Source organism: Sodalis sp. dw_96 (genome assembly GCF_018449575.1).
Classification (GTDB): domain Bacteria; phylum Pseudomonadota; class Gammaproteobacteria; order Enterobacterales; family Enterobacteriaceae; genus Acerihabitans.
The window spans coordinates 1-14334 of record NZ_JAAVUT010000032.1; the positions used below are offsets into that span (position 1 = coordinate 1).

Below are 14334 nucleotides of genomic sequence, written 5' to 3' on the forward strand. Positions count from 1 at the left end.
AACAAACCCCGCATATGCGGGGTTCAGGCTACTGACAAACGTACTCTGAGTCTATGAGGCGGGGCAGGATGCTAGAAGAGTAAACCGTCCGCGCCATGGATGGCGCGGATCGAGCCTCCAGGGATGGATTCACGGCGTGTTTACGATCTAGCATTCTGTTCCGACTAGGCACTTTGTCATAAAGCTCAACCCCGCATATGCGGGGTTGCGTTTTTTATCAAGTGCCCAGACCTTATGGCAGTAGCGAAGGCTGATCCGCCCCCTCTTTCTCGACTTTTTGCTGCAGCATATGTTCGCGTTTCATGCCCAGCTTCAGCGCCAACGCCGAAGCGACGTAGATGGATGAAGCCGTACCGATGGTGACGCCGATCAGCATGGTCAGAGAGAAACCCGCCAGGATTGGTCCGCCAAAGATAAACAGCATCAACACCACCATCAGCGTGGTGGCCGAAGTCATCAGGGTGCGGCTCAGGGTTTGGGTCAGCGACACGTTGATGATTTCATAAGAATTGCCGCGCCGTATTTTGCGGAAATTTTCCCGGATACGGTCGGAAACCACGATACTGTCGTTAAGTGAATAACCGATAACCGACATCAGCGAGGCGATGATGGTCAAATCGATTTCAATGTGAAACAGCGACAGGACCCCCATGGTAATCACCACGTCATGAGCCAGGGCCAGTACCGCCCCCAGGGCCAGCCGCCATTCAAACCGGAAGCCGACGTAAATCAGGATACAAATCAGCGCCACCAGTAGCGCCATGCCGCCGGCCTGTGCCAAATCGCTGCCGACGCTGGGTCCGACGAACTCGATACGTTTAACGGTGGCCTGCGAATCAAAGGTCTGGTTAATCACCGTCAGCACTTTGTTGCCCAGTTCCTGGCCGGCGCCGCCTTGCACCGGCGGCATGCGCACCATTACATCCCGGCTGCTGCCGAAGTTCTGGATTAACGGCTCCTTGAAGCCGGCATGCTCCAAATCACTGCGCATGGCATCCAGATCGGCGGTCTTGCTCAGGTTCAGTTCAATGACCGTACCGCCGGTAAAATCCAGACCCCAGTTGAATCCCCGGGTAGCCATAAGCGCGACGGATATGATTAAAAGCGTAATCGAGATACTGAACGCCACGTAATCCCAGCGCATGAAGTCATAGACTTTACGGCCGTAGTTTAAATCTTCAACCTTATGTTGCTGAGCCACAACACACTCCTAGATAGACAGTTTGTTGATACGTTTACCGCCGTAAAGCAGGTTCACGATGGCGCGCGTGCCGACAATCGCCGTAAACATCGAGGTTGCGACCCCGATAGCGGTGGTTATGGCAAAACCCTTGATGGAGCCGGTACCCACCGCATAAAGGATAATCGCGGTGATAAGCGTGGTCACGTTGGCATCAACGATACTGGAGAAGGCGCCTTTATAACCTTCATGGATCGCCTGCTGTACCGTACGTCCGTTCTTGAGCTCTTCTTTGATACGCTCGTTAATCAGCACGTTGGCATCCACCGCCACCGCAAGGGTCAGCACGATCCCGGCGATGCCCGGCATGGTCAGTGTCGCTCCCGGCAGTAAAGACATGATGCCCACAATCATCACCAGGTTGGCGATAAGCGCGGTGGTGGCGATCAGGCCGAACTTGCGATACCACACCACCATAAAGACGATGGACGCCACAAGGCCCCACAGGCAGGCTTCCAGCCCCTGCTTGATGTTTTGCATGCCCAGCGTCGGGCCGATCGTCCGTTCCTCGACAATCTGAATCGGCGCTATCAACGCCCCGGCGCGCAGCAATAACGACAGCTGGCGGGCTTCGTTCGGATTATCGATGCCGGTGATACGGAAGCTGTTGCCCAGGCGCGACTGAATGGTCGCGACATTGATGACTTCCTCCTGCTTGGCCAGGATGGACCGACCGTTGGCGTCTTTTTTACCGCTGTCCTTATATTCCACAAACAGAGTCGCCATCGGCTTGCCGATATTGTCCTTGGTAAAATTGGACATATTGGTGCCGCCGGTGCTGTCCAGGGAAATATTAACCTGAGGACGGTTATATTCATCGGCGCTGGAGGTGGAGTCGGTAATATGGTCACCGGTGAGGATAACCCGTTTATAGAGCACCACCGGCTGGCCGTCGCGGGTATATTTCACCTCGGAATCCCCCGGCACCCGGCCGCTGACGGCCGCGCTGCGGTCTACCGTGGAATTCACCAGACGGAACTCCAGGGTAGCGGTGGCGCCGAGGATTTCCTTGGCGCGCGCGGTATCCTGGATACCCGGCAGTTCAACCACGATCCGATCGGCGCCCTGACGCTGCACCAGCGGCTCGGCGACGCCCAGTTGGTTCACACGGTTGCGCAGGATGGTAATGTTCTGCTGTACCGCGTATTCACGGGCTTCCCGCAGGCGGGTATCCGCCATAACCGCGCGCAGCCCGGTATCGCCGGTACTGTTAATCACCAAATCGCGGTGGCGCGGAACAAGGTAGCTGACGGCCTGATCGCGGGAAGTCCCGTCGCGGAAATTCACTTCGGTGCCGTAATTATCGATTTTGCGCACGGTGGCATAAGGAATGCCTTTTTCACGCAGATCCGAGCGTAATGCATCCATGGTCTGTTCCTGGAGCTTGCCCAGAGCGGTATCCATGTCCACTTCCATCAGGAAGTGCACGCCGCCGCGCAGATCAAGTCCCAGTTTCATGGGTTCAGCCCCCATCAGGGCCAACCAGGCGGGCGTGGCGGGGGCCAGATTCAATGCCACCACATAATTTTCGCCAAGAGCGCTCAATAATGCCTCCCGAGCGCGCAGCTGCACGTCCGGATTGGAGAAACGGGCCAGGATGGCGCCATTTTCCAGAGCAATAGACTTGCTGGTGATATTTTGTTCTTTTAGGACATTTTGGATCTGAACCAGCGTCGTCTCACTGGCGGCGGCACCCCGCGCACCAGTGATTTGTACGGCCGGATCCTCACCATAGAGGTTCGGAAGCGCATACAGCAACCCGACGAGTAGTGCCAGGATAAGCATGATGTACTTCCATAAAGGATAACGGTTTAACACGGCAGTTCCCTTCGGGAAAATCGACAATTACAGCGCTTTCATCGTACCTTTCGGCAAGACAGCGGCCACGAAATCACGTTTGATAACCACTTCATTGGTATCGTTCAACGCTATCGCGATATAGCCGGTATCCGCGACCTTGGTCACGCGACCCACCAGGCCGCCGGTGGTCAGTACTTCGTCGCCTTTGCCTATGGAATCCATCAGCTTTTTATGATCCTTGGTGCGTTTTTGCTGCGGACGGAGAATCATAAAATAAAATATCAGACCAAATACCACTAACATAATCACCAGAGAGTAAGGACTTCCCTGGGACGGCCCGCCTGCGGCAGCAGCGGCGTCAGAAATGAAAAAGCTCATTTAAATTCCCTCATTGTAATTTAACTCAACGACTAAAGGCGGAACGGGTTTTCCGCGCCGGCCATAAAACTCGTCAACAAACTGCTCTAATTTACCTTCATCGATGGCTTGGCGTAAACCCGCCATCAGACGCTGATAATACCGCAGATTATGGATGGTATTCAGACGCGCACCGAGTATTTCGTTGCAACGGTCGAGATGATGCAAGTAAGCGCGGCTATAATTGCGACAGGTGTAACAATCACAATGCTCATCCAGCGTCGATATGTCGCTTTTGTGACTGGCGTTGCGGATTTTCACCACCCCGCCGGTGACAAACAAATGACCGTTGCGCGCATTACGCGTAGGCATCACGCAGTCGAACATATCGATACCGCGGCGCACGCCTTCCACTAAATCCTCCGGTTTACCCACCCCCATCAGATAACGCGGTTTGTCAGCCGGAATCCGCGGCAGGACATACTCGAGGATGCGATGCATATCCGCTTTCGGCTCACCTACCGCCAGGCCGCCCACAGCGTAACCATCAAAGCCGATCTCTACCAGTCTTTTTACCGATACATCTCGTAAATCTTCGTAAACGCTGCCCTGGATGATGCCGAACAGCGCATTTTTGTTGCCCAGCTCGTCAAAACGGCGGCGACTGCGCTCCGCCCATCGCAGCGACATCTCCATGGATTTGCGGGCGTAGTCATGTTCGGCGGGGAAAGGCGTGCATTCGTCGAATATCATCACAATATCCGAACCCAGGTCGTGCTGGATTTCCATCGACTTTTCCGGACTGAGGAAAATCGCATCGCCGTTGATGGGATTGCGAAAATGCACGCCCTCTTCGGTTATCTTGCGAATGTCACCCAGGCTAAACACCTGGAAGCCGCCTGAATCGGTGAGAATCGGGCCGTGCCACTGCATAAAATCGTGCAGATCGCCGTGCAGTTTCATGATCTCCTGCCCCGGACGCAGCCAGAGATGGAACGTATTGCCCAGAATGATTTGCGCGCCGGTTTCGGCCACCTCTTCCGGGGTCATGCCTTTTACCGTGCCATAAGTGCCCACCGGCATAAACGCCGGCGTTTCCACCACGCCGCGCTCGAATACCAGGCGTCCGCGGCGCGCCTGGCCGTCAGTTTTTAATAATTCGTACTTCACTCAGCCTCCGACACCGGAGAAACAGTCCGATGCAGTTTCTGCCGGCTGCGTTCGCAGCGGCAACAAAGCCGGGCGACATCTCGCCCCCGGCGGGGTTGCGGCCTACTGTTCGCCAATGGCGTCCAGGGCGGCCAAATCGTTACGGGAGATGAACATGGCATCGCCGTAACTGTAAAAACGATACTCTAACGCCACAGCTTCATGATAAGCCGCCATGGTATGGCCATAACCGGCAAACGCAGATACCAGCATAATCAGGGTTGATTCCGGTAAATGAAAGTTTGTTATTAGCGCGTCGATAATGCGAAACCGATAGCCGGGATAAATAAAGATGTCGGTATCGCCGAAAAACGGCGCGATAGTCGCCCCCTGAGCCGCCTGCGCGGCGCTCTCAAGAGATCGCACCGACGTGGTGCCCACCGCGATGACCCGGTTGCCGCGCTTCTTACAGGCCAGCACCGCATCCACCACCTGTTGCGGGACTTCGGCATACTCCGAATGCATCACATGCTCTTCAAGATTTTCCACCCGCACCGGCTGGAAGGTTCCCGCGCCAATGTGCAGGGTGACAAACGCCATTTCAACGCCCTTGTCCCGCAACGCATCCAGCATGGGCTGGTCAAAATGCAGGCCGGCGGTAGGGGCGGCTACCGCGCCGGGACGTTTGCTGTAAACCGTCTGGTAACGTTCCCGGTCCGCTTCCTCATCGGGACGATGGATATAGAGCGGCAGCGGAATATGGCCGGCGGCATTCAGCAGCGTCAGCACATCCCGATCGTCATCGAAGCGCAGCTCAAACAGGGCGTCGCGGCGCGCCACCATGGTAGCGGCAATACTTTCATCGTCCCCCAGCAATAGCGCGGTGCCGGGTTTAGGCGCCTTGGAAGCGCGCACATGCGCCAATACCCGATGATCGTCCAGTACCCGCTCCACCAGCACCTCGATTTTACCGCCGCTGAGTTTGCGGCCGAACAATCGGGCCGGAATCACCCGGGTATTATTGAATACCAGCAGATCGCCGGGCACCAACCGATCCAGCAGATCGGTAAATACGCCGTGCGTCATCTCGCCGGACGGCCCGTCCAGCGTCAGCAGGCGGCAGGCGCTGCGTTCCGGCAGGGGGTAGTTGGCAATCAGGGCCTCAGGAAGTTCAAAAGAGAAATCGGCGACACGCATTCCAGTTCACTTTACACAAAAAACAGGCGGCTTAGTCTAGGGCTATGCGGCACGACCTGCAAGAAATAAGCGGCTTTACCGCTGTTTTACCTTATACTCTTGCAATGAATTTTCTTGCTCATCTCCATCTCGCTTCCTTGGCCGACAGCTCATTACTGGGCAACCTGATGGCGGATTTTGTCCGCGGCAACCCCGACGGGCTCTATTCCGCAGAGGTGGTGGCCGGTATCCGCATGCACCGGCGCATTGATACCATTACCGATAGCCATCCGGTGGTGAAATCCGCCAAAACCCTGTTCAGCGCTGATTGCCGGCGGGTGGCGCCCATTGCGCTGGATGTGGTGTGGGATCATTTCCTGGCGCGCCATTGGAGCCGGGTAGAGCCGGACGTTCCGTTACGCCGGTTTGTCCTGCGGGCCGAAGCGCTAATTACACCGGCTCTGCCGCAGACGCCGGAGGCGTTTCGCTCGCTCAATAACTACCTCTGGCGTGAACGCTGGCTTGAACGATATGCCCAGCGTCCTTTTTTGGCGCAGGTGTTAACGGGCATGGCGAGCCGGCGGCCCAGGCTGGCGGCGTTAGGGGAAATTTATCCGGAAATTGAACAGCATTATCCGGCGCTGGAAGGTTTTTTTTGGCAACTTTATCCAGATATGATGCAATTGGCTAAACTTGGCGCAGACAGCTTGTAAATAAAAAGTGACGCTTTTGTAGTGAAAATGATTCACGCTATTTAACAACTTTCCCTTGTATTGCAAAGGGTTATTTTGTAATATAAAAATAAAATACTAATCAAATTAATAGGTAAAAACTATCTCATCAATCGGCACCAATGGCTTTATCCATTAGCTGCGACGACCTATACTGACTCTCGTTTTACATCTTCCCTATCAACCAACCTAACCGTATTTTACAGGAGTACACATGGTCCTGGTAACTCGTCAAGCACCCGACTTTACCGCTGCAGCGGTCTTGGGCAACGGAGAAATCGTTGATAACTTCAACCTGCATAGTTTTATCAAGGGTAAACCCGCCGTTATTTTCTTTTGGCCGATGGACTTTACCTTCGTTTGTCCTTCAGAACTGATTGCCTTTGATAAACGTTTTGCTGAATTCCAGAAACGCGGCGTTGAAATTATCGGCGTATCCTTCGATTCAGAGTTTGTACATAACGCTTGGCGTAACACGCCGGTAGATAAAGGCGGCATCGGAAAAGTAAAATACCCGTTGGTTGCCGATATCAAACATGAAATCATCAAGGCTTACGGTATCGAACATCCCGAAGCCGGTGTGGCATTACGCGGTTCGTTCCTGATCGACAAAGAAGGCGTTGTCCGTCATCAGGTGGTCAACGACCTGCCCCTGGGCCGTAACATCGACGAAATGATCCGTATGGTTGACGCGCTGCAGTTCCATGAAGAACACGGCGAAGTGTGCCCGGCGCAATGGGAAAAAGGTCAGGAAGGCATGGACGCTTCACCGTTGGGCGTGGCCAAATACCTGTCTGAAAACATCGACAAGCTGTAATAAGTAAGCACTATTTGAGTGATGTCGTTATAAACAACCCGCCGCTATCCGGCGGGTTTTGCTTTTTCAGCTTATGCCGGCGGCGTCGCCAAGCCTGCGGCGAGTAAAGCCGTAACCCAGCAGCAGCATCACCACCCAAATGCCCCCGGCATAAAGTGAAATACGCGTGGTGGGGAAATAGCCGATCAGCCCGATGATAAACAGCAGGAAGAGCACCCCCGCCATTGAAGTCAGCGTTCCGCCGGGCATAGGGAACGCCAGCGCTTTAACCTTCTCCGGCCCAAGCCGGCGGCGGAAGGCCATTTGCGAGCACAGGATCATAATCCACACCCACACCGTGGCGAAGGTGGCCAGCGATGCAATGACCAGAAAAATGTTTTCCGGCATGATGTAGTTAAGGTAAACGGCGATAAGCAGGGCGAACATCATCACCAGCACCGTGACCCAGGGAATGCCCTGGCGGGATACGCGGGCGAACATTTTCGGCGCATACCCCTGACCGGCCATCCCGTGCAGCATCCGTCCCACTCCGAACACATCACTGTTAATGGCCGACAGCGAGGCGGTGATAACGACAAAATTCAGTATGCCGGCCGCGGTGGGAATGCCCAGCTTTTGGAAGGTCAGCACGAACGGGCTGCCTGCCGTGCCCACCTCATTCCAGGGGAAAATGGACATGATCACCAGCAGGGTACCGACGTAGAACACCAAAATCCGCCAGGGCACGGAATTGATCGCCTTGGGAATGGACTTTTCCGGTTCGCTGGCCTCTCCCGCAGTGATGCCGATTATCTCGATACCGCCGTAGGCGAACATCACCATCTGCAGCGACAAAATCATGCCGAGGAAACCGTGGCTGAAAAACCCGCCGTGAGTCCAGAGGTTATGAATGCCGGTCGGCTGGCCGCCATTGCCGAAGCCCCAGACAATAATGCCTACTCCGGCCAGGATCATGACGATGATGGTGGCGACCTTGAAAAAGGAGAACCAGAATTCCATCTCACCAAACGCCTTCACATTGAGCAGGTTGATGGCGCCGATAAGCAATACCACCCCCAGCACCCAAACCCAATGGGGCACCGCCGGGAACCACACGCCCATATAAATACCGAAGGCGGTGACGTCGGCAATGGCAACTATCAAGATCTCGAAGCAGTAGGTCCAGCCGGTGATATAACCCGCCAGCGGACCGAGATTATCCTGGGCATAACGGGAAAAAGATCCGGCGCTGGGATTGTGGACCGACATCTCCCCCAGGGCGCGCATGATGATATAAGCCACCAGGCCGCCGATCAGATAGGCCAGCAGGACGCTGGGACCAGCCATCTGTATCGCCTCGGCCGAGCCATAAAACAGCCCGGTGCCGATAGCGGAACCCAAGGCAATAAAGCGAATATGACGGGTGGTGAGACCGCGTTTTAACGTTACGGGGGGCTGTTGCATATCCCTGTTACCCTGTTGTTGCAAATGAAATGTGACAAATGAAAAAACCACGAAGCATCCCCCGTGGTTAACGACGTTCTTGAAATCTTATTAGTGAACGGCTATTTCATGCCGCAAGCGGTATTTATCATAGACCGCCACCATCATACCCACCGCCAGGGTCGGCAAAAGCCAGGCCAGCCCCTGCGCCGACAGCGGCAAATGCCCTATCCAGGCGGGAAGCAGATCATGAAACGACGACAGTTTAAGGGCATCGACGCAGCCGAACATCAGGCTGATAAGCATCGCCGGAGCAATGATAAGCATGCTGCTGCGCCACCAGCTCAAGGTGAAGCTTAGCAAAATCAACACAATGCACGGGGGGTAAAGGGCCGTCAGTACCGGCATTGAGAATTGAATCAGATGGCTGAGGCCGAGATTGGAGACCAGCATGGAAAACAAGCCCAGCAGGACCACCAGCGTCCGGTATGACAGGGGCAAATGTCCGCTGAAAAACTCGGCGCAGGCGCAGGTCAGCCCGACGGCGGTGACCGTGCAGGCAATAAAAATCAAGATCGCCAGGAAGCCGCTGCCGCCGATGCCGAACCGGTATTGCACATAAGCATGCAGAATTTCGGCGCCGTTTTGCGCCGAGGGCACCAGAACGCCGCTGCCGGATCCCAGTTTGAACAGGGTAATGTAAACCGCAGTCAAACCTATGCCGGCAATCAAACCGGCATAGATGGTATAACGGGTCAATAAACCCGGATTATCCACCCCACGGGAGCGGGCCGCATTGACGATAACAATGCCGAACACCATGGCGCCCAATGTATCCATGGTTAAATAACCATTCACGAACCCGGTGGAAAAAGGCATTGAGTTATAGACTTCGCTGGCCGGGATCGGATTGCCCGCCGGCCAAAGCAGCGCGGCGATCCCCAGGATAGCCAAAGCCACTATCTTCAGCGGTGCCAGGACATGCCCCACCGTATCCAGCAAGCGGCCGGGATAAAGCGAGATGCCTATCACCAGGGCAAAATAGACCAGGCTGTAGCAGAACAGCGGGCCTTCGCCCTGGCCGGTAAAGGGCGCCATACCCACCTCAAAGGAGACCGTCGCGGTACGCGGAATGGCAAACAGCGGACCCACCGCCAGATAGCAGACCACCGCCAGCACCAGCCCGGCCTTGCGGCCGATGGGGGAACTGAGGGCGTCAATGCCGCCTCCCACCCTCGCCAGCGCGATAACCGTCAACACCGGTAGCCCCACCGCGGTTATCAAAAATCCCGCCGCCGCCCACCAAACATGAGGGCCGGATTGTAATCCCACCATCGGGGGGAAAATGATATTGCCGGCACCGACGAATAACGCGAAGGTCATAAAGCCGAGTGCCAGGATGTCTCTAAACGTTAAACGCTGACTCATGAAATCTTGTCGTGCCTGTTTTCGGATAAAAAATAAGTAAAACCTATGACATTAAGGCCATTGATAGCCGCCTTGCCGGACGCGATCCGGCCCGCAATGCGCCCTGTACCACCGCGCCCCGGGTAATTCATTGACTCAACGAGGGGTTTGTACGGGGAGTCTTTTTCACCGGCGCACTTTAAACTGATAAAGGGGCGTAAAACAAGAGTGTAAGATTAATGCAGAGTAATTCACCAAATAAACCGGGATTAAATAGTGAATACTTTCATTAATTAATCGTAATTCGCTATATAGTAGCTGAATAAGATCACAGATAACAATAAGATAAAATGATGATGAAACAGCAGTGTTTTATCTTGCCGACCCAGTGCCCGCAACCGTCTTTTTATCAGCCGAGGGCGCGGACCCGGTGTGCGGGAGACTCGGGCGGCATCGTTTTTAGCCGAGGGCGCGGGCCTGGTCTGCCGGAGGATCGGACGGCCTGCGCCGCTTCATCCCCCGGCGCGCTCGCCAAAAGGCATTCCGACTTACCAGGCCTGGCGGGAGATATCCAGCACCAGCTTCAGTTTGTCCCACTGCTGGGACTCGGTCAGCTGATTTCCTTCCTCCGTGGAGGCGAAGCCGCATTGGGGACTCAAACACAGCTGGTCCATGGCCAGGAATTTACCCGCCTCCTCAAGGCGCGCCAATACCGCATGAGGTTCCTCCAGTTCGCCGGATTTCGAGGTGATCAGTCCCAACACCGCCTGCTGATGACCCGGTTTGATAAAACGCAGCGGTTCAAAGCCGCCGGCGCGCTCGGTGTCATATTCCAGGAAAAAGGCGTCCACCTTCACCTCGCCGAATAAAATAGGCGCCACCGGCTCGTATCCCCCTTCCGAAATCCAGGTTGAACGAAAGTTACCGCGACAAACATGCAGGCTGACCACCAGATCGTCGGGTTTGCCCGCCAGCGCCTGATTCAAGACATCCGCATATATCCGCGCCAGTTTTGCCGGATCGTCGCCACGCTCACGAATTTGCTGTTGTTGCTCCGTGGAACACAGATAGGCCCATACCGTATCGTCCAATTGCAGGTAACGGCATCCAGCCGCATAAAAAGCGGCGATGGCGTCGCGCCAGGTTGACGCCAAATCGGCGAAATACTCCGCCAGATCGGGATAAACCCCGGCGTCAATGGCGCCGCGGCCGCCGCGAAAATGCATCACGCTCGGACTGGGGATGGTCATTTTTGCGGTGACATCACCGGCAATACTCTTGAGAAAACGGAAATCCTCCAGCATGGGGTGTTGGTCAAACCCCAGCTTACCGGTGACCTTGATACCACGGGCCTTGGTTTGTACACCGTTGAACTGTATTCCCTGCGCGGCGTCATAACCTTTCACCCCCTCCAGTCCTTCAAAGAAATCAAAATGCCACCAGGCCCGGCGGAATTCCCCATCAGTCACCACTTGCAAACCAAGCTCCCGCTGCTTGGCGACGACACGCGTGATTTCCTCATCTTCAATTTCCCGCAGCCGCGCCGCGGTAATCTCTCCCTGCTTATATTGCCGGCGTGCCGACTTGACGGCCGCGGGACGCAACAAACTGCCGACAACATCGGCACGGAATGGGGGATATATTCTTTGCATATAATAACTCCACAGGTGCGCGGCACTCTCTCTCAGGAAACGAATACCCTCTCAGGAAACGAATGCCCGCTCACGAAACGAACGCCCGCTCAGGAAATGAATGCCGCGATGAAAATAAAGCCGCACTGAAAACAAATGCCGCAATTAAAAGTAGTTTAGCCGTTGAATTATTTCTGGCCGCAATCAATAGACATCCGGATGTCTACCAGGGCACATCTTGTAGACTAGCATGAGTTCAACGTGACCGGAGGGGAAGAAATTTCACTGCTAATGAAATTGATTCACCATGCATTAGACACGCAGGCGCAGACAGCAAAAAAGCGGGCCCGCGGTTTCATCAAGGCTCGGCGCGCGGCGTGGAGGTGAGGCTATTTTGCTTAAGCGACGGGTTCACTATCAACCGATTCGGCAACGTAAAATAAAACCGGGTACCGGCGCCCGGCTCGCTGATGATATCCAGACGTGAGTCATGGTTGCTGAGGGCATGCTTGACGATGGCCAGCCCAAGACCGCTGCCGCCGGTTTGCCGTGACCGGGCTTTATCCACCCGATAAAAACGCTCGGTCAGACGGGGGATGTGTTCCGGCGCGATGCCCGGACCATTGTCGCTGACCTGGAATTCCGCTCCGGCGGAAGTACGTTGCCAGCAGACTTCGATACGGGTGCCCGGCGGCGTGTGAATCACCGCGTTGTAAATCAGATTCGACATGGCGCTGCGCAGTTGCTCTTCATTGCCCCGCACCCGCAGTTGCTCGTTGACGCGAAAGACAATGTCGTGGCGTTCCTGGCTCAGCCCCGCCGCGCTTTGCTGCAAGCGCTTAAGGATCGACGGAACGTCGATATTCTCGTTGACCTCACCCTGGGGAGCGGCTTCGATGCGGGAAAGCACCAGCAATTGTTTAACCAAACGCTCCATGCGCTGCGTTTGATCCTGCATGGTATGGATTGCCTTGGCGCGAATCGCCTGGTCCATCTCCTGGTCGTTCATCATCTCCAGGTAGCCTTGCAGTACCGTCAGCGGCGTACGCAGCTCATGGCTGGCATTGGCGAAAAAGTTGCGCCGCGCCCCTTCCAACTGGCGCATTTGAGTAATGTCCCGCGCCACCATCAACAGCTGATCGTCAGTGTAGGGCATGACCCGGAATTCGACATAACGCTGGTTATTCATATGCAGCGTCAGCGGACGCTGGAATGATTGATTTTGCAGGTACTCATTGAACTCGGGATAACGCAGCAAATTGAGAATATGCTGGCCGTTGTCTTCCGGCCAGCGAAAGCCCAACAGTTGCTGCGCCAAGCCGTTGCACCAGAAGATATGGCCGTCGCCGGTCAGCATCACCAGCGCATCCGGCAAGGTTTCGGCGCCGCTGCGAAACCGCTTGAACAGGGTTGCCAGATCGCGGCGGCGGCGGCGATGGCGCAGTTGCATCTGGTGCAGGCCGTAGAACAGCGGTTCCCAACTGCCGCGGCCCACCGGCGGAGTCCTGCTCAGGTCCACCCACAGCCACCACGACAGTCGCAGTTGATAATAATAGTTACGCAGCAACGCCGCCAGCAGCGCCGCCGCCAGCAGCCAGGGTAAATGCCCGAAGATTAACGACAACAGCAAGGCAGGCAGGCAAAACAGCCCCAGTTCAAGCAGTAATTTGCTCCAGGATAAACGTTCTAACACCGGCCGCTCTCCCTTGATACATGATTAATAGCGGGCCGAAAAGCGATAGCCGGTACCCCGTACCGTCTGCACCATCCGATCATGGCCGCCGGTTTCCAACGCCTTGCGTAAACGACGGATATGCACGTCCACCGTACGATCTTCCACGTAAACATTGGTACCCCATACATGGTTGAGCAACTGTTCGCGACTATAGACCCGTTCAGGATGGGTCATGAAGAAATGCAGCAGTTTAAACTCGGTGGGCCCCATATCCAGCGCCAGTTCATTAGATGTTACCCGGTGCGACGAGGGATCCAGGCTCAAGCCCTGCACTTCGATTTTATCTTCCACCGCCATCGGCGAAATACGCCGCATTACCGCTTTGATCCGTGCCAGCAATTCCTTGGGAGAGAACGGTTTGGTGATATAATCATCCGCGCCCACTTCCAGCCCCCGCACCCGGTCTTCCTCCTCGCCGCGCGCCGTCAGCATCATAACGGGAATATCGCGCGTCAACACTTCGCGCTTCATCAGTTTGATAAACTGTATTCCCGAACCGCCGGGCAACATCCAGTCAAGCAGGACCAAATCCGGATAGGGCTCCGCCATACGACTCACCGCACTGCCGTAATCCTCCGCCTCAATAGGCTGGAAGCCATTTTGTTCAAGAACAAAGCAGACCATTTCACGAATGGGTGCTTCATCTTCCACGACTAATATGCGTTTTGCCATTATTTTCCTGCCATTATTCACTGCGGTTATCGTGCCCGGGCATTATGCGTCACTTTTATGACAGATTTATTAATATAGGCGCGGCCTGCTTCAAGGATAGAAGATCGCCGCTTTCCCGCATCGGATTGTGGACTTACGCCTTTGAAGCGGTATCCGCCACAGGGAAGGTTATAGCCGTCATCTTTCCAGTTACGGTG

At 55.2% G+C, this 14334-nt stretch carries 12 protein-coding genes; 2 read left to right on the plus strand and 10 right to left on the minus strand.

Features of this window, described 5'->3' with window-relative positions:
* Positions 1–232: 232 nt before the first annotated feature.
* The 5 genes from secF to queA all read right to left on the minus strand — a co-directional run bounded on the left by secF (position 233) and on the right by queA (position 5743).
* The gene (secF, locus tag HB631_RS25570) at positions 233–1201 is read right to left on the minus strand and encodes a protein translocase subunit SecF (protein WP_213994004.1); all 969 of its coding nucleotides are present in this window, start codon (positions 1199–1201) and stop codon (positions 233–235) included.
* Between the two features lie 9 nt (positions 1202–1210).
* Complete coding sequence (gene secD / locus HB631_RS25575; RefSeq protein ID WP_213994005.1) at positions 1211–3058, minus strand: protein translocase subunit SecD; 1848 nt, start codon at positions 3056–3058, stop codon at positions 1211–1213.
* 27 nt (positions 3059–3085) lie between these two features.
* Entirely contained in the window at positions 3086–3418 is a 333-nt protein-coding gene (gene yajC, locus HB631_RS25580) for a preprotein translocase subunit YajC (protein WP_132922965.1), read from the minus strand.
* Complete coding sequence (tgt, locus tag HB631_RS25585; protein WP_213994006.1) at positions 3419–4567, minus strand: tRNA guanosine(34) transglycosylase Tgt; 1149 nt, start codon at positions 4565–4567, stop codon at positions 3419–3421.
* A gap of 102 nt (positions 4568–4669) precedes the next feature.
* Complete coding sequence (queA, locus tag HB631_RS25590) at positions 4670–5743, minus strand: tRNA preQ1(34) S-adenosylmethionine ribosyltransferase-isomerase QueA (protein ID WP_213994007.1); 1074 nt, start codon at positions 5741–5743, stop codon at positions 4670–4672.
* Between the two features lie 104 nt (positions 5744–5847).
* Here queA and HB631_RS25595 point away from each other — a divergent pair, with 104 nt between their 5' ends.
* Together HB631_RS25595 and HB631_RS25600 are read left to right on the plus strand one after the other, a co-directional pair.
* Positions 5848–6435 carry an ACP phosphodiesterase gene (locus tag HB631_RS25595; RefSeq protein WP_213994008.1) on the plus strand — a complete coding sequence of 196 codons (588 nt, stop codon included), beginning with the start codon at positions 5848–5850 and terminating at the stop codon, positions 6433–6435.
* A gap of 232 nt (positions 6436–6667) precedes the next feature.
* A complete protein-coding gene (locus HB631_RS25600; RefSeq protein WP_213994009.1) occupies positions 6668–7270 on the plus strand; it encodes a peroxiredoxin C in 603 nt (200 codons plus the stop codon).
* Between the two features lie 66 nt (positions 7271–7336).
* Here the strand turns inward: HB631_RS25600 and proY are convergent, their stop codons facing one another.
* The 5 genes from proY to phoB all read right to left on the minus strand — a co-directional run bounded on the left by proY (position 7337) and on the right by phoB (position 14137).
* The gene (gene proY, locus HB631_RS25605) at positions 7337–8713 is read right to left on the minus strand and encodes a proline-specific permease ProY (protein WP_213994010.1); all 1377 of its coding nucleotides are present in this window, start codon (positions 8711–8713) and stop codon (positions 7337–7339) included.
* A gap of 90 nt (positions 8714–8803) precedes the next feature.
* Positions 8804–10120, minus strand: a complete 1317-nt coding sequence (gene brnQ / locus HB631_RS25610; RefSeq protein WP_213994011.1) for a branched-chain amino acid transport system II carrier protein — start codon at positions 10118–10120, stop codon at positions 8804–8806.
* 527 nt (positions 10121–10647) lie between these two features.
* The gene (locus HB631_RS25615; protein WP_213994012.1) at positions 10648–11751 is read right to left on the minus strand and encodes a cobalamin-independent methionine synthase II family protein; all 1104 of its coding nucleotides are present in this window, start codon (positions 11749–11751) and stop codon (positions 10648–10650) included.
* Positions 11752–12088: 337 nt separating this feature from the next.
* Entirely contained in the window at positions 12089–13423 is a 1335-nt protein-coding gene (phoR, locus tag HB631_RS25620; RefSeq protein WP_213994013.1) for a phosphate regulon sensor histidine kinase PhoR, read from the minus strand.
* Positions 13424–13447: 24 nt separating this feature from the next.
* Entirely contained in the window at positions 13448–14137 is a 690-nt protein-coding gene (gene phoB / locus HB631_RS25625) for a phosphate response regulator transcription factor PhoB (protein ID WP_132922973.1), read from the minus strand.
* Between the last annotated feature and the right edge of the window lie 197 nt (positions 14138–14334).